This window comes from Methanoregula sp., assembly GCF_023227875.1.
In the GTDB taxonomy this organism is placed as follows: Archaea; Halobacteriota; Methanomicrobia; order Methanomicrobiales; family Methanospirillaceae; genus Methanoregula.
Map to the genome: position 1 here is coordinate 405228 of NZ_JALOCH010000001.1, position 15916 is coordinate 421143.

Genomic DNA, 15916 nt, shown 5'->3' on the forward strand with positions numbered 1-15916 from the left:
TAACACAGGTTTTTTGGAAAAATTTTGGAAAAAAATGAGGTCGACCGATTGCATTATAATGCAGCGTCAATATCGTTGAGCAATTGTTTGACATCGATCCAGATGATCAGTTCATTTGTGTCCCGGTCCTTGATCTTCACGTTTTTCTTGATGATACCAATGATTGCGGTATCCTCCTTACTTACGGAAGCGGAGGTATAATCGACCTGCCCGTCTTCAAATGTTGATACCGAGGTAACATCGTCCACAAGAATCCCTATCTTTGAACGGGTGATATTATCGTCGAGCACGATGATCCGGGACGTATCCATTGCCACGGTATTTTCCGCGGTTATGTTAAGCCGGTGTTTGAGATCAATAATGGTAGTGATCTCGCCACGGAGATCGATGATGCCCCGGATGTAGGCAGGCACATTGGGGAGCTTGGTGATCGTGGTATATTCAACAACCTCTTTCACATCGAAAAGATCGATAGCAAACTGTTCTTCTCCGAGAGCAAATATCACTACCTGGATTGTACCCGCCCGGTTCTCCTGTCGTGCCGGGGTTGTATGCCGGGCTTCCGCAGTAGTTTCTTTTTCTGATTTCGTCGCCATAACAGACACCCGTGTTACGCGATCTTGAATTTTTTGTTCGCGGCTGTTGCCTCGTTTGCGATTTCCTCGACATGCTGGACCATGCGGGTGATCTCGTCCAGGGCCGCGGAGGATTCCTCTGTTGCAGCAGCAGCGTCAGTAGCTTCTTTTGTCGTCCTCTCAACAAAGCTGCCCAGCTCGTTGATATTTGCCGTCACTTCTTCAGTCGTGGCTGCCTGCTCTTCCGTTGCAGCAGCAACTTCTGAGGCGCTCTTTGCCACTTTGTCGATGGCTTCGGCAATCTTCTTGAAGGACTGGACGGTCTCTGTGACCATCTTCTCGCCCTTCTCGACAACGACCCTGCTCTCGCCCATGGCACTCGCCGCATGCTGCGTGCTGTTCTTCAGGGTGGCGATCATCTCTTCAATGCGTTCCGCAGAATTCCGTGATTCCTGGGCAAGCGATTTCACTTCCGTTGCCACGACCGCAAATCCCCGGCCCGCCTCCCCGGCCCGGGCGGCTTCGATGGCCGCGTTCAGGGCCAGGAGGTTGGTCTGGTTGGCGAGATCCCGGATGATACCAACGATCTTCGTGATCTCCCCCATCTGTTTTTCCACATCGATGACAATCTCGTGGACTTTTGCCGAAGTTGTCGAAATTTCACCCATGCTCTTCTCAGCATTTCCCGCCATGTCGGCTCCCTTGAGGGCAAGATCGTCTGTCTCCTTTGAAAGAGCGGAGACTGATTCCATGCTGGAAGTGATCTCTTCTACAGCGGCACTCATGTCCTGCATGGCCTTGGTGATCTGATCAAACCCCTCTGAAATCTTGGTACTGTTGTCACTGACTTTCGAAGTATTGATGGCGATCTGCTGGACACCTTTTGACGCCTCTTCGATACTACGGGAGGTATTCTGGGCGGTTGATGTCAGGTCCTGCATCCGGTTGTTCACATCACCGATACTTGCCTGGAGGTTCCTGATGATCCCGAGAATCGAGTCTTTCATCTTTTTCAACTGGTTATAGACGGCCTGGGTATCTTCATCCGGCGGGGCAAAGTCAAACCGTTTTGTAAGATCTCCTTCCGCGGCTTGTTTGTAAACCTGTGCTGCCCTCTCAATTTCCTGTTCGAGATAGGTATAGATCTTTTTGGAACGAATCTCGTTTTGCTGGATAACCTCAATTTTATGTCGTTCCTCGGTGATATCCTGGTAAATAGAGAGGAAATTTTCAATGTTTCCCTTCTGATCCAGCAGGGGAACGGTATGCCGGACAACAATCTTTTTCCCGGTAGGAAAACTGAATGTGGCTTCTCCGGTGACATTCTGCCGGGATTGTTTTGCCTCTTCAAATCCCTCACCGGATGCGGATACCACTTTGAAATCTTTTAATGTCATCGCGAGGACGCGGTCACGCTCAAAACCGGTCAGGGTCAGTAATGCAGCATTTGTATCCTCAACTTTCATACTGGTATTCCAGAGAATGGTCGGATAGGGGCTTTGGTGGAATAATGCTTCGGCCCGCCTCTGGATCTTCGTAAAATCTTCTTCCATGATTAAACACACCTCATTATTGTACAATTATGTTGACAGAATGACACTATGGCTAAATTAATATTTAAATATTTGTACATCCGCATATCACATCTGCAAAAATATATGATAATCACATAAAGTTTACATATCTTAAACAGAATTGATTACTGATGGATAACACCGGTGTTGAAATTGACCGGATCCGCGAAATATTAAAAACGTGCCAGAAAGGACTGACTACTGCAGAAATCGCCCGGATGCTGAACCTGAACCGTATTTCCACCTCGAAATACCTGAATATGATGGTTGCAGCGGGCGACGCAGAGATGCGTGCCCACGGCCCCTCCAAGGTTTATTATCCCTGCCAGAGAGTGCCGATATCGACAATCCTGAATTTTTCTTCAGATCTCCTTGTTGTGGTGGATGACAGCCTCACGATTATTGATGCCAATAATGTCCTGCTCGATTATTTTCTCCTGAAAAAATCAGACCTGATCGGCTACAGGATTGACTATTCACCCCTTGGGCAATACATCGATACGGTAATCATCGAACATATCCAGAAAGCAATTTCCTCAACAGGCAGCACCCTGAATATCAAACGGACGGTAAAAGAAAAAGATTATTATTTACAACTGAAGTTTATCCCAACCCTTTTTGAGTCCGGGGACCATGGTGTCACGGTGATCGGTGAAGATGTCACCGAATTATACCTTCACCGGCAGCATCTTGAACAACTCGTTGATGAACGATCACAGGAACTGGTATCAGCCAACGAACAGCTAAAAAAAGAGATCTCGAACTACAAAAAAATACGGAACGAACTGAAAGCAAGTGAAATAAAATACCGCGAACTGGTCCAGAATGCAAACAGTATCATTCTCAGGATGGACCTTGAAGGCAACATTGAATATTTCAATGAATTTGCGCAGGCTTTTTTTGGCTGGACTGAAAATGAGGTTCTCGGGAGAAGTATTTACGAGACCATCGTCCCGGTACAGCATACAACCGGAAAACCGGTACGCGAACTTCTGGATGAACTGAAACTGAATCCTGCCGGTTTCACCCGGTTCGAAAATGAGAACATAAAAAAGACCGGGGAACGCGTCTGGATTTCATGGGCCTGCAAATACATCCATGATACAAAGGGCACTCCGAAGTGCATACTTTCCATCGGTCATGATGTTACTGACCTGAAACAGGCGGAAGCGGACCTGAAATTCCGGAATGTCCTGTTTTCCACGCAGAACGAAACAACAATCGATGGTATCCTCATTGTTGATGAGACCCGGACAATCATCTCCTACAACCAGTGTTTTATCGGAATGTGGGGTATTCCAAAAGAACTCATTGCAAAGAAGGATGAGATAAGCGTTCTTGATTATGTCAACAATCAGATCGTCGATCCGGTCCAGTTTGGTAAAAAAGTTGAAGATATTTATAACGATCACAAACGGATTGTCCGGGACGAGATCATCCTCCGGGACGGCCGGTGCTTTGACCGGTACTCGGCGCCGATGGTTGGCCCCGAAAAAACCTATTATGGCCGGATCTGGTATTTCCGCGATAAAACCGGGCAGAAACAATATGTTGAACAATTACGGAAATCGGAAGAGAAACTCGCCGATATCATCAATTTCCTGCCCGACGCCACCTTTGTGATCGATACGGATGGAAAGGTAATTGCCTGGAATATAGCAATGGAAGAATTGACGGGAATCACGTCGCCGGACATCCTGGGCCTGGGGGATTTCGAATACTCCCTGGCGATTTATGGCTCCCGTCAACCGATCCTGGTTGATTTTGCCCTGAAACCCGGCCAGGAGATCCCCCCGAAATATTACTACTGTAAACGGGATGGCAATAAATTCATAGCTGAAACTTATACGACCTATCTCAACCCGGATGGCCTTTACCTGTGGGGGACCGCTTCCCCCTTATACGACGCTACGGGCACAGTGATTGGTGCCATCGAATCAATGCGTGATGTTACTGCAATCAAACGCACGGAACAGGAGTTGAAAGAACACGAAGCAATCTGTTCTGCCATTGTAGAAGACCAGACCGAGATGATCTCCCGGTTCCGGCCGGATGGCACCTATGTCTTTGTCAATGAAGCATTTGCCTCGTTTTTCAACAAGCCAAAAAACGACATCCTCGGTACAGAGTTCCTGCTGCCGGTTGTTAAGGAAGACCAGCCGTTGTTTGACGAGTATTTTTCCGGCATCAACAAGTCAAACCCGGTCATCACCCTTGAAATACGGATGATCCCAAAGGAAGGTGAGATCCGCTGGACGCGGTGGAATATCCGCGGATTCTTCTCTGCAACGGAAAAAATAATCGAGTACCAGGCTGTGGGAAGGGACATAACGGATTTTGTTGCGGCAAAAGAGTCCGCAGATTACCAGGCCCTCCTCTTAAACCAGGTGAACGATGCCATCATTGCCACCGATATGGTATTCCGGATCACGTACCTGAACCGTGCCGGGGAAGGATTGTTCGGATGGAAATCCCGTGAAGTTATGGGAAAAGATATTCACGACATACTCCAGTTCGATGCAACAAATGACCATGACCCCGGTATCAGGGATCAACTCTTATCCCGGGGTATGTGGAAAGGCCCGCTGGTACAGGTCACCAAATCAGGAAAACGTATCCGTGTTGAATGGTCAATATCGGTTTTCAAGGATCATGCGGGAACAATGAGAGGGATCGTGGGACTGTGCCGGGAGATCCCTGCGATGAAATAGACTCGCGAAGAACCTGATATGACTTCGTAGTTACGAGAGATTCAACGCACGGGTTATGATGATAATAACTAACGGAATTCAATCCATCTGAAACACATTTCTTTTTTAAATTATTTGGGAGATTATGCACAACAGGTTATACCGGTTTCTTTACTGCGAGTAGAAAAAATGGGGGGGTCCGGCGATCCCTGTCAATCGCGACCGTTCATCCACATATGCCTGCAATCAAGTTCACCACCTGCTGTGCTGTTGCCGGGTCCACGATCTGCGCAAGCACCAGCGTCTCCAGAACAACAATAAGAAAAGGGAGGAGAAACCAAAACTCAGTACAATGCCTGAATCCCCGGCACCGGCCCTCCACGAATCCGAGACGGTTGAATTCAAGGAATCCTTTGATCGGGAAGTGGTTGTTTCAGCCGACGCCCTCGCGAATACCCGGGGCGGGACGATTTTTATTGGGATAACCGATCGCGGAAATGTCGTCGGGACATTGATTGGTACCGAATCTTTTAAAGCCTGGGCCAATACGATTTCCCAGAGCACCGAACCTCGCATCATACCGGAGATTGAAGAATTGTCCCGCGATGGCAGGGCCGTGGCAGCCATCCATATCAGGGAAAACCCGCTTAAACCGGTCTCGGTCCGGGGCAGGTGCTACCGGAGAGTTGGCGCCAGTAACCGTGCCATGCAGCCCCACGAGATCGCGGAAATGCACCTTCAGTCCGTTGGCCGCAGCTGGGACCTGACACCTGCACCGAATACGACCTTTGCTGATCTCGATACCGCGAAAATCGCCGATTATATCAGAAAAGCGAACGAGACCGGCAGGCGGAATATCGCAGCAGACGAATCTCCGCAAACCGTACTCCAGAGGATCGGTCTGGTCGACGGCAATACTCCGACATGGGCCGCGCTTCTTCTCTTTGGGAACGATCTGCAACGGTCCCTGTCGCAGGCAACAATTCACTGCGGCCTCTTCGATGCGGATGGGATTAGTGTCCTGGACGATCGCATGGTTCGGGGTACGATCATCGAGCAGGTCAATGATGCGATGGAATTTATCCGGAAGAATATCCGGGTCGCATTCGTGATGACCGGAGAACCTGAGCGTAAACAGGTCTGGGACTACCCGGTCGAGGCCCTCCGTGAAGCGGTTATCAACGCAGCCTGCCACCGGGACTATACGATCAGTTCGGCAGTGGAAATCCGAATACTGGGTGATTCTCTTAAGATCTGGAGCCCGGGCCGGCTGGCAACGGGGATCACGTTACCCGAGCTCCTTACTCCGCATGCGTCGGTCCTCAGAAACAAGGGAATCGCCCAGGTGCTGTATGATATCGGCTGGATTGAACGGTGGGGCGGAGGGATCCAGAAGATACGGATCACCAGCGAAGCCGCAGGGATCCCCGAACCGGTCTTCCAGGAAGACCAGGGCTTCTCGGTAACATTCCGGAAAGATGTGTTTGACCGTAACAACCTCGTTCGCGCAGGATTATCGGAACGCCAGATTTCCGCAGTGCTCTTTGCGAAAGAGACCGGGAAAATCACCAATGCGGACTATCAGAAGCTCGCCGATGTATCGGCAGCGACGGCACGGCGCGACCTTAAAGGTCTGGTCGACAGGAATATTTTTGCCATGAAGGGTGTCCGGAAAGGAATCTTTTACATCATCAAGCCCCGTCAATGAATCAATCGCATGACGCAAAAATGACGCATATCCGGGGAAAGTGACGCATATCTGACGCATAAGCGATCGTGTCCGGATTTATTGTCTCGTCAAAGGGGCAGTGAAGGGGCGGGATAGGGGCACTTCTTGGTTTGGTTCCGACGTAGAAATGGGGTGTGGGCGATTTTGCTGATGATTTGATTATGTGCGGAGAAGGCCGAAAACCGAATGTTGTCCTCTGCCTTAATCCGATAATCGATAAAGTGAATGCAGCTTATGGAATAGAGAGAAAAAGAAATAAAATATCGTTTTTCCACACATACGAAAATTATATAGAGAAAATTAAGGCACAGCCAACGTGATAATCCCAACAATCTGCTGAGTTGCCTCAGGGTCCAGCACCCGGGCAAGCACCAGCCCCGCCATCGCGACGAACAACGCCCAGAAGACTTTCTTCCCCTGCTCGTTTTTCCCGAACGTCTCAATTACCCCATCCGCGTTCGCTTTCATTGCCCGGCGGATCAGTTTGGGGAGGAACTCGAAGAATGCCGATGCATTCTTCTCCTCCTTCAGGTCTGATGACCTTCAGGAAGACGAAGAGCGGCAGGAAGATGAGAGCTGTACCCGTGAATGCGAGGGGAAGTTCTGTTCTGCCGGCAAGATACATCCCGGCCGGTATTGCGAAGGTTCCCGCCAGGATCGCTGCGAGGCCGACCTCGCCGAACCAGAAGTAATGCCGCTTCTCCACATAATTCGCCTTCTCAAGTTCATTCAGTTCCGAGATATCGAAGATCCCAAGCACCGAGAGCATCCCGTACCAGACCGCATGGGTCTCCTCCGGGTCGGCGACGATGCAGTCGAAGAAACCCCAAGGTTTCTTCTCCTCCTTCGGGTTCTGATGAACCCTCGGGCCGAGGAAGAGGATCGCGACCGGCACGATGAGCAGGACTACCGGAAGATGTGCAAAGAGAAAAATAATTCCGAACAGGAGCCCGACACCGCAGATGGCGGCCCGGGTCTGATGAGCGTCAGATCTTCCCATTCTCCTCAATCACATCGACAACTTTTCGCCCAATATCGGTCGTCCGGTAATACCGGCTCATCTTCTCATCCGGCGTCAGGCATTCCACAAGACCGACCTTTTCAAGCGCCTGAATTGTCCGGCTTACTGCTGATCGCGCAATACCAAGACTCTTCGCAAGTTCCGTGGGAGAGTTTGGCCGGATAAGACCTTTGAGTACTTTTCTTCTTACGCTTCCCCGTGCAACGAAACTCACGAGATTGTACATCAAGTGAAAAAGGAAAAATACACGTATGAATATGTGTCACACACGTGTAACAAATTTTATCCCCTCCCCCACCAACACACTCTCCGGTGCCTGGTGAACACAGACAGCACAATCCCGGAAGACGGCCGGAACCGGGAGCGACAACCTCCGGCACAAAACCCCTGTTCGGATGTGGCGCTCCTCCGGATCCCGCACACTCCGCCAGGTACCGCCATCACAGGCATACAAGAGACTGTGCTTTTCGCACACCCGGTCAACGGCAGGGCGTGCAGTTTCTACCTCTGCTATCTGCCCGGGATCGCGGGCGAGCCGATCATCCGCCCGCTTGCAGACCGGTATGAGGCGGCCGCATTCATCATCGGAAAAGCAGGCCGGAATCTTGCGGGAGTCACGGATGCGGAGCGCCGGCCGATCCGAGAATGTTTCCCGGATATTTTTGGGCGCGGGAACGGATGAGACGCAGGGAACCGGACCGGGCCGGTTTATGGATGTAATGAATATGCCGCGGTCAGAGAGCCGGAACGAGAAGTAACGCCGTCGTATATGTTGCATATTGGGGGTCAGATCACTACGGACCATCATCCCCGCGTTTCTGCATCTTCACCCCCCACAATCCAAACCTCATCTCCCTGCCCGATCCTCGATTAAAACAAGCTCTGAACAGGCCGGTTTTTCTCCTCGCAAAATCCCCGGATAAGCAAACCGGGCCAATAGCGGGATTTCCCGTGAGACTCCCAGCAAAAACCCCCGAAACAGGCCGGTCGCTGAGATCCGGAAAGAGGGAAACGGGGTTCAGAATGAGCACGGATGGGTCATTTTCACCAAAAAGGGCATATGAGGTCACTCACCGTCAAAAGAAGGATCTGATCCCTCACTCCGTCGGAACCTTGTCTGACGCACATCCCTATACTCACGTTGGGAGATCCAGGAAGGGCTGGGTTCAGGGGCTGATTACCGGATATGATCCCGCAATTTTTCGAAAAGGGCGAGCTGGTCCCGGGCTTCGCGTTTCTTTTCTTTTTCGATGGAATCCATGATTGCCGTTATCGGCAAGGCCATCTGGTAAATTTTTACCGGGCGGCCTTTGCGTTCAGAGGATTCCCCACACATCCGGACCCAGCCCTTGTCCATCAGGTACCTCATCGCAATACTTACCTCCGGCTGCCGCAGGTCGGTCCCGCGCTCGATAGAGCGGGACGATGTCTCGGGTACGTTTGCGAGGAATACCAGCAGCGCTGCGACATGCTTCTTTATCCCGATACCGATCAGCAGGCTGACGAACTCTTCTTCCTTTTCGGTAAAATACTGGACGCGTTCTGTTCTCATTGGAGTCACCGTGTCATGTGCATTTTAATTTTATTTTTATTATATCGTTAAATGCATTCTGGTCATGATCTGGAAAAAATGGTGATGGGATCATCCGGATTTTTCATGAACATTGTGGGCATCCAAAACCAGGAAATGGAAATTTCCTGAATTATCCTCCTATTCCGGTAATCACTCCGACAATATGTTTTACCGTCCCCGGGTCCGCGACTTGTGCTAGCACAATTCCGGCAAGCGCAGCGAACAGCGCCCAGAACACTTTCTTCACCTGCTCATTCTTCCCGAACGCATCGATCTCCGAAAGGTCGCCAGACCTTGAGGATGAGAAGAATTTCCAAAAATTCTTCGAAGTGGCATCCGCATCCGCCTTTATCGCCCGCTGAATCAGTCTGGGCAGGATGACGAAGAACGCTTATGCGTTCTTCACCTCCTTCAGGTCCTGATGGACCCTCAGGAATACGAAGAGCGGCAGGAACAAGACCGCCGCCCCGATGAACGCAAGGGTGATCTCCGTACATCCCGCAGGAAAGATCCCATCAGAAATTGTCAACTCACCGGCCGACCAGCAGCGAGGCCGGCATGTGGCTGGTCGTTCTCGCGTCTCCCGCCATGATATTCATACTGGTTCCTCCGTCTCGCCGTACCCGAGCAGCAGGTACCTCTCCATGGCCTCAATCCAGATCTTCTTTACCGTATTGTTATCCATCTCCAGGAATCGGGAACTGGTGATCATGCCCATGGTCATCGCAATGATCATATAATTCGCCGCATCGGGGTCCACTCGGGGCGGCAGTTCTCGCTTGGATTTCAAACGGACAAGACAGTCACGGAGAAGCATCCGGCTATTGTCAAACAAGTGGACAAATTCCTCAGGGTGTTTTGGGTCCGGAGATGGACGGGATGGCAGGAGGAAGAAGATACTCGCATAGGGTTTCTGTTGCTCGAAGAGCAGTTCGGCCAGATTCCGAATAATGAGGTGGATATCATCACTTTGCGTCAGTATTGTTTCAAGCCCGTCATGGATGTTCTCCGCCACTTCGAGGATAATTGCGCGCAACAACGCCTCCCGGTTATCGAAGTAACTGTACAGGGCGGGTTTGGAAACACCGACGTTCTGGGCAATTGCCTCCAGTGTCACGGCATCCCACCCCTTTTCCGCAGCTACCTCAAGAGCTCCGGCAATGATTTTTTTCCTTGCTTCCTCGTGCGCATTGATTCGTGGCATGCTCATCTCTTTGTTGGGTTCGACGGTTTATTCATATTTCGCCCTCCACTATTACAAAATTTCGGTTAAATTTTCCTAATAACAATTAAATAATCTTAATGCATATTAATTGTTACGGGCAGCTCACCTCTCCTGCCCGTAAAAAAGCAAGGAAATGATCCCGAAAGGTTACGAAAATATGCAGTACATTTCCGTAAATGCAGGCATAGTTGGCGGGTTGCCGGTTTCTGTTATCATCCCCTCAGTTATTCTCGGGATAATTGCTGCCATAGTTGTGTTCCGGATCTCACGGGAAGAGAAGTGATTGTATTGAGAGAACTGATGACCGTGATACGGGATCGTACGCTGATCGATCGGGCATCCAATCCAGTCAGATCAACAATTGCATAAGGAAGAACCGGATGATTAAAGAATTGTTTGAATGTATCGCAACAGCGATCATAAAGAAGCCGAAACTGGTTGCCGGGCTGGTCTTTGTCCTTTTCTGTACCGGACTTTTTGGCATGACCATGCTCAGCATGGAGACCGGCTGGGAGACCTATATTGACAAGGACACCGTTGGCGGGACCCACCAGGCACAATATGAAGAGAACTTCCAGTCGGATGTGATCATCCTCATCATAGAAGCCGGCGATCCGCTCAGCCCGGATGTTCTTGAGTATATCGATACTCTTGAAAAGGATCTCCGACAGCAACAGAATACCCAGAGCGTCCAGAGCCTCACCGATGTCCTGAAAGCGTACAATGGAGGTACACTCCCTTCAACTAAGGCGGAGACAGAACGCATCGTCAGTATGCTTCCGGAGAGTACACGGAATCTGCTCTATCCTTCCAACGTACTGACCCTTGCCCAAATCCAGCTCCCTCCGAACCTGTCGAAAGAGACCCAGAAGTCGGTGCTCGCCAATGTTGCATCGATCATTGACCATTCCGACCCTCCTCCGGGAGTGACCGTCGAGGTATCCGGCACTCCCGCGTTCACCCAGCAGCTGGAGGATGGACTTACAGAGAACATGGGCATCCTCATCGGGGGTGCCATGGTCCTGATGATCATCACGATGGGATTTCTCTTTTCCTATGTCCGCCACCGGTTCATGCCGGTCCTGCTCGTGGCGATCGGCCTTGTGATCTCGATGGGCATGATGGGTATCGCCGGTATTTCGCTGAACATGGCGGTGATCGGGGCCTTCCCGGTCCTGATCGGTCTCGGGATCGATTACGCGATCCAGTTCCATGCCCGGTTCGATGAGGAGGCACGCAAGGGTTCGCTTGAGGACGCGGTCTTCAATACCGTAACCTGCACCGGCCCCGCGGTCATGTATGCGATGCTTGCCACCTGCATGGGCTTTCTTGCAATGTTTATATCGGACGTCCCGATGATCCGCTCGTTCGGCCTCGTGGCAATTATCGGCATATTCACCTGTTACTGGATCTCCTGCATCGGTATGCCGACGCTGGGCCTCCTGACAAACTACAAGCCCAAGCCGGAAAAAACCGGGGAGTGTTACGCCGTGGGAACGGATGCCTGCGATACGATCATCACAAACCCGAAAATAAGCCGGACAACGAAGAACAAAAAGAAGAGTTCCTTCTCCTATGGACAGTTCCTTACGGACACCTCGGTAAAGATTGCGAAGAACCCGGTGCCGGTCCTGCTCGTAGCAGGTCTTGTCGCCCTGATCGGGTTCCAGATCGACCCGACCATTCCCGTGGAATCAGATGAGAACTCAATGGTCCCCACGAGTATGCCGGCCAAGATCAACATCGACAAGGTCACCCGCATCATCGGGTCGACCGATACCGCAGACTTCCTTGTACAGGGTTCACGCGTGACAGATCTCGATACGATGCAGTGGCTGGCGATGTTCCAGGAATATGAACTCTCGCACCATCCGGAACTCACCTCATCGACGAGCATCGTTACCTATGTCCTCCAGTATAATGGCGGCGTGATGCCGGAAACCCAGGCCGGACTCGATACCGTACTGGGGAAAATCCCGGAGGAGACCAAAGACCCCTACCTCAGCGGCTCGATGAGCGGCGTGATAAAATTCAACACCGTCAAGCTCGAGATGGCGCAAAAAGACGATTTAAAGAAGCAGATAAACAGTGATATCGCGTTCCTCGAACCACCAATAGGGATTACCCTCTATCCAGCAGGAAATTTTGAACTCTACACAAAGCTGCTGAGTTCTCTCTCGGAATCGAAGGAGACGATGACCTATCTCGGCTTCATCTTTGTCTTCATCTTCCTGGTCCTCGTGTACCGGCATCTCCATGCCGTATCCCCCATGATCCCGATCATCTTCGTTGTCGGGTGGAACGCGGTCATGATGTATATCCTGAACATAACCTATACACCGCTCACCGCAACGCTGGGATCGATGACCATCGGGGTTGCCGCGGAATATACGATCCTTGTCATGGAGCGGTATGCTGAGGAGGAAGAGAAGCTGCACGACCATATTGCCGCCATCCAGGAAAGCGTGCAGAAGATCGGCACCGCCATCACGGTCTCGGGCCTTGCCACCTTCTTCGGGTTCTCAGCACTCTGCCTCTCGACCTTCCCCATTTTGAGTAACTTCGGGATTACCACCCTGATCGCAATCGCGTTCTCCCTAGTCGGTGCAATCTTCGTCATGCCTGCTGTACTCTCGATCATAGGCGGTCTCTCCGAATGGCTCGATGCGAGAAAACAAAAGGGAGCTCCTGAAGGTGGAAAATGATCAACGTTCTGTATGTCGATTCAGATCCGAAGATGTGGATGATCATTTCCCATATCTTTGAAAAATACTGTGCTGTTTCGATATTCCCTGCGGGTTCCGGGGAAGAGGCGCTGGGATGGCTTTCCCAGTACCATGCCGACGTGATTGTATCAGATTATATTTTACCGGGAATGAGCGGAACCGAGTTCCTCCATGCCCTGAGAGCCGGAGGTATCACGATCCCGTTTATCTTCTTTTCCGAAAGCGCCCACCCCTATGTCAAGAACAAGGCCTGCCGGGAGGGCATTTCCGGGTTTATTCCCCGTAAAGGACTGGAGAAAAAACCTGTTCTGGACCTGTTGAGGATGGTCTGCTGGGCAGCCGGCAGCCACGTAGGGGAGTACCCCGCTCTGGAGGATCTGAAACGTGGTGCCTGACGGCAGGATTTCCCGTAAAGACGCGAACCGTTCGGGAATTAATGACCGGGCATCGAGAAGTGAACCGTCCTGTCGGAGTAGCATACCATGACGGATCCTGATAAAAATCCAGAGAACAGGAAGACGACTCCATGAAGACAACTATCTATTACTTTACAGGAACCGGCAATTCGCTCGCAGCGGCGAGGAAGATCGCCTCGATCCTGAGAGAATGCGAACTGGTCCCGGTTGCATCGCTGCAGAACTTCCGGGACGATATTCATCCTTCGGCAGGTCGTATCGGGATCATCTGCCGCAAATTCTGGATGCAGTTGATCTGCCAGGAGATATTACGAAATTGGTTCTGGAAAATTATTGAAAGAAAAATTAAAGATTCCTGTTTATTGATCAGACACCCGATTTCAGATATCATTCTTGATGATAACCGAAGATCATTGATGAGGGATAAATGGGAGAGGGATCGATTCACCCACCCATCCCTGTAATAAGCCCCACAATCTGCTGAGTCGTCACCGGGTCCACGACACGGGCCAGGACCAGCCCGGCCATCGAGATGAAGAGGGACCAGAAGACTTTCTTCACCTGCTCGTTCTTCCCGAACGCGATGATGATCGCATCCGCATCCGCCCTCATCGCCCGTTGAATCAGCTTCGGCAGGAACACGAAGAGCGGGAGGAAAATGATCGCTGCACCGGTGAACGCGAGCGTGATCTCAGCCCGGCTAAGAAGGAAGATCCCGAGCGGGACCGCGAACACACCGGCCAGCATTGCGGCCATCCCCACCTCGCCGAACCAGAAGTAATGCCGCTTCTCTGCGTAGTTCAGCCGCTCTGCATCGGTGAGCGTGGAGAGATCGAAGATGCCGAGCACGGAGAGCATCCCGTACCAGACCGCGTGCGTCTCCTCCGGATCGGCGACGATGCAGTCGAAGAAACCCCAAGGTTTCTTCTCCGCCTTCGGGTTCTGATGAATCCTCGGGCCGAGGAAGAGGATCGCGACCGGCACAATCATAAGGATCAGCGGCAGGTGTGCAAAGAGAAAAATGAGGGCGAGCAGGAGCCCGGCGCCGCAGATGGCGGCCCGGGTCTGCAGTTCGGACTCGAACATTCTCATCACTCCCGGTCATCTCCCGTGTCTGCTGCAATCGCAAATTCGAAGACCGGGCTCGTGTATCCGCCGTTTGCCGGGCTGAAATCCCGTGCGAGCCCGGTTCTTTTCCGGGCCGCCGTGCGGAACCGGACGGTGTGGATGCCCGGCGCACGCGGGTAGACCCTGCGGCCATCGATGTCGCGCATCTTCCGGTAGTGCGGGATATCGAACCAGTCCGGCCAGAAACGGATTCCCCTCGGAATGTCCGTTCCCCTGAGAAGGTCCGAAAGCCGCAATGGCCTCATGTTGTCGTAGATGATATCTACGATCAGGTTGTCGTCTTCCCGGTCCGGCTGGAGATCCAGCTCGTAGAATACCGGGTTGCGTCTCACTTCATCGAGCGTGAGCGGGGTGTCCTTTGTGAGCGGTTCGAGGCCGGAGAATGTCCCGCGGTACAGGCCGGTCACGGTTGCAACCGGTGTCGTGTTACCCTCCATGGTACGCCTCCCTGAATCGCTCGTGCTCGTCCCGGAGTTTCTTGAACTCATCGACGATCTCATCGTACCTGCCGATCTTCTGGTGGATGACGAAGAGCAGGGGATAGATCGGGAGCACGGTCCCGAGTACTATGCCAAGAATTTCTGTTTCCATTGTGAATGCCTCCTGAAAAACCGGGCCCCGGGAGACTTAACCTTCCCCCGGGACTGGTTGATCGGTGAGTAGAAGAAGATCGGGTCTCGATGTTCGGGTCTTTTGACCCTCAACTAGTCGAAGACCTACGGTCTTCTCCAGCCTCACCCTTGCAGGGTTCGGCTTATGCCAGAGCCGTCACCGTGTCGGCCCAGGTCTCGATCCTCGTGCGGATCGCATCGTCCGAGTAAGAGGTCAGGCTCACGCTCTTCCGGCCGAAGGTGACCATGTAGATCTCCCCGTTCGGGTCGCGGCATTTCAGCGTCGTGGAGAAGGTCTCGTTCTCGCTGTCCCGGACTGCGGTGCCCCCGTGGGTTGCGATGAAGGCCGTGTCCGCAAGGAGTGCGGTAGGCCCGGCATTGAACCCGGCGATCGTGTTGAACTTCAGCGAGTCGCTGCCAACGGTCTTCGCGTCGTCGTCCTGGTACACGATCTTTGCAACGTAGTTTTCCTTGGTCTTCTCTACCGGTGCGTGGTTTACACCGGCGCTCTCATAAGCTACACAGGCAAACGGGTTGTCGGCGATGACCGACTGGACGATCGTGTTGAACGCCGCCACGTCTGCAATCGGGCTCGCGAGTTCGCGAACCGCTGTCTTTACGGTTGTTTTTTGTACGAAATCTGCCATG

General features: G+C 51.9%; 18 protein-coding genes. 6 read left to right on the plus strand and 12 right to left on the minus strand.

What is annotated here, in order from left to right; genetic code table 11:
• Positions 1 to 53: 53 nt before the first annotated feature.
• Complete coding sequence (locus tag M0R30_RS02190; protein WP_292542718.1) at positions 54 to 596, minus strand: chemotaxis protein CheW; 543 nt, start codon at positions 594 to 596, stop codon at positions 54 to 56.
• Positions 597 to 610: 14 nt separating this feature from the next.
• Positions 611 to 2128, minus strand: coding sequence for a methyl-accepting chemotaxis protein (locus M0R30_RS02195; RefSeq protein WP_292542721.1), 1518 nt, complete (start codon positions 2126 to 2128; stop codon positions 611 to 613).
• A 152-nt stretch (positions 2129 to 2280) separates the two neighbouring features.
• Between M0R30_RS02195 and M0R30_RS02200 the strand changes: the two genes are divergently transcribed.
• Both M0R30_RS02200 and M0R30_RS02205 read left to right on the plus strand, forming a co-directional pair.
• A complete protein-coding gene (locus M0R30_RS02200) occupies positions 2281 to 4860 on the plus strand; it encodes a PAS domain S-box protein (protein WP_292542723.1) in 2580 nt (859 codons plus the stop codon).
• Positions 4861 to 5191: 331 nt separating this feature from the next.
• A complete protein-coding gene (locus M0R30_RS02205; protein WP_292542725.1) occupies positions 5192 to 6547 on the plus strand; it encodes a helix-turn-helix domain-containing protein in 1356 nt (451 codons plus the stop codon).
• A gap of 321 nt (positions 6548 to 6868) precedes the next feature.
• Here the strand turns inward: M0R30_RS02205 and M0R30_RS02210 are convergent, their stop codons facing one another.
• Genes M0R30_RS02210 through M0R30_RS02220 form a run of 3 tightly spaced genes read right to left on the minus strand, consistent with a single transcriptional unit; the run spans position 6869 to position 7815 of the window.
• Positions 6869 to 7036, minus strand: coding sequence for a hypothetical protein (locus M0R30_RS02210; RefSeq protein WP_292542726.1), 168 nt, complete (start codon positions 7034 to 7036; stop codon positions 6869 to 6871).
• Positions 7008 to 7568, minus strand: coding sequence for a hypothetical protein (locus M0R30_RS02215; protein WP_292542728.1), 561 nt, complete (start codon positions 7566 to 7568; stop codon positions 7008 to 7010). Before M0R30_RS02215 ends, M0R30_RS02210 begins: the two co-directional genes overlap by 29 nt.
• Positions 7555 to 7815, minus strand: coding sequence for a winged helix-turn-helix domain-containing protein (locus tag M0R30_RS02220; protein ID WP_292542730.1), 261 nt, complete (start codon positions 7813 to 7815; stop codon positions 7555 to 7557). The genes M0R30_RS02215 and M0R30_RS02220 overlap by 14 nt, the downstream gene beginning before the upstream one ends.
• Before the next feature lie 93 nt (positions 7816 to 7908).
• On the opposite strand from M0R30_RS02220, the gene M0R30_RS02225 reads away from it, so the two are divergent.
• Positions 7909 to 8271, plus strand: a complete 363-nt coding sequence (locus M0R30_RS02225) for a hypothetical protein (RefSeq protein WP_292542734.1) — start codon at positions 7909 to 7911, stop codon at positions 8269 to 8271.
• Between the two features lie 495 nt (positions 8272 to 8766).
• Here the strand turns inward: M0R30_RS02225 and M0R30_RS02230 are convergent, their stop codons facing one another.
• From M0R30_RS02230 to M0R30_RS02240, 3 genes are all read right to left on the minus strand, one after another.
• Positions 8767 to 9141 carry an ArsR family transcriptional regulator gene (locus M0R30_RS02230; protein WP_292542737.1) on the minus strand — a complete coding sequence of 125 codons (375 nt, stop codon included), beginning with the start codon at positions 9139 to 9141 and terminating at the stop codon, positions 8767 to 8769.
• Between the two features lie 412 nt (positions 9142 to 9553).
• Positions 9554 to 9691, minus strand: coding sequence for a hypothetical protein (locus M0R30_RS02235; protein ID WP_292542739.1), 138 nt, complete (start codon positions 9689 to 9691; stop codon positions 9554 to 9556).
• Between the two features lie 66 nt (positions 9692 to 9757).
• Positions 9758 to 10366: a TetR/AcrR family transcriptional regulator gene (locus M0R30_RS02240; protein ID WP_292542742.1), complete on the minus strand. Its 609-nt coding sequence runs from the start codon at positions 10364 to 10366 to the stop codon at positions 9758 to 9760.
• 178 nt (positions 10367 to 10544) lie between these two features.
• On the opposite strand from M0R30_RS02240, the gene M0R30_RS02245 reads away from it, so the two are divergent.
• The 3 genes from M0R30_RS02245 (at position 10545) to M0R30_RS02255 (ending at position 13508) form a co-directional block, all read left to right on the plus strand.
• Positions 10545 to 10670 (plus strand): hypothetical protein, encoded by a 126-nt coding sequence (locus M0R30_RS02245; RefSeq protein ID WP_292542745.1) that lies wholly within the window; start codon positions 10545 to 10547, stop codon positions 10668 to 10670.
• 97 nt (positions 10671 to 10767) lie between these two features.
• On the plus strand, positions 10768 to 13092 hold the full coding sequence (locus tag M0R30_RS02250; protein WP_292542747.1) for a hydrophobe/amphiphile efflux-3 (HAE3) family transporter: 2325 nt from the start codon (positions 10768 to 10770) through the stop codon (positions 13090 to 13092).
• A complete protein-coding gene (locus M0R30_RS02255) occupies positions 13089 to 13508 on the plus strand; it encodes a response regulator (RefSeq protein ID WP_292542750.1) in 420 nt (139 codons plus the stop codon). Before M0R30_RS02250 ends, M0R30_RS02255 begins: the two co-directional genes overlap by 4 nt.
• A 465-nt stretch (positions 13509 to 13973) precedes the next feature.
• Here the strand turns inward: M0R30_RS02255 and M0R30_RS02260 are convergent, their stop codons facing one another.
• The 4 genes from M0R30_RS02260 to M0R30_RS02275 form a co-directional block, all read right to left on the minus strand.
• Positions 13974 to 14615: a hypothetical protein gene (locus M0R30_RS02260; protein ID WP_292542753.1), complete on the minus strand. Its 642-nt coding sequence runs from the start codon at positions 14613 to 14615 to the stop codon at positions 13974 to 13976.
• Positions 14616 to 14620: 5 nt separating this feature from the next.
• Positions 14621 to 15094, minus strand: coding sequence for a hypothetical protein (locus tag M0R30_RS02265; protein WP_292542754.1), 474 nt, complete (start codon positions 15092 to 15094; stop codon positions 14621 to 14623).
• A complete protein-coding gene (locus tag M0R30_RS02270; RefSeq protein WP_292542757.1) occupies positions 15084 to 15248 on the minus strand; it encodes a hypothetical protein in 165 nt (54 codons plus the stop codon). The genes M0R30_RS02265 and M0R30_RS02270 overlap by 11 nt, the downstream gene beginning before the upstream one ends.
• Before the next feature lie 163 nt (positions 15249 to 15411).
• Positions 15412 to 15916, minus strand: a 505-nt coding sequence (locus M0R30_RS02275) for a hypothetical protein (protein ID WP_292542759.1), incomplete at its 5' end; no start/stop codon positions are given.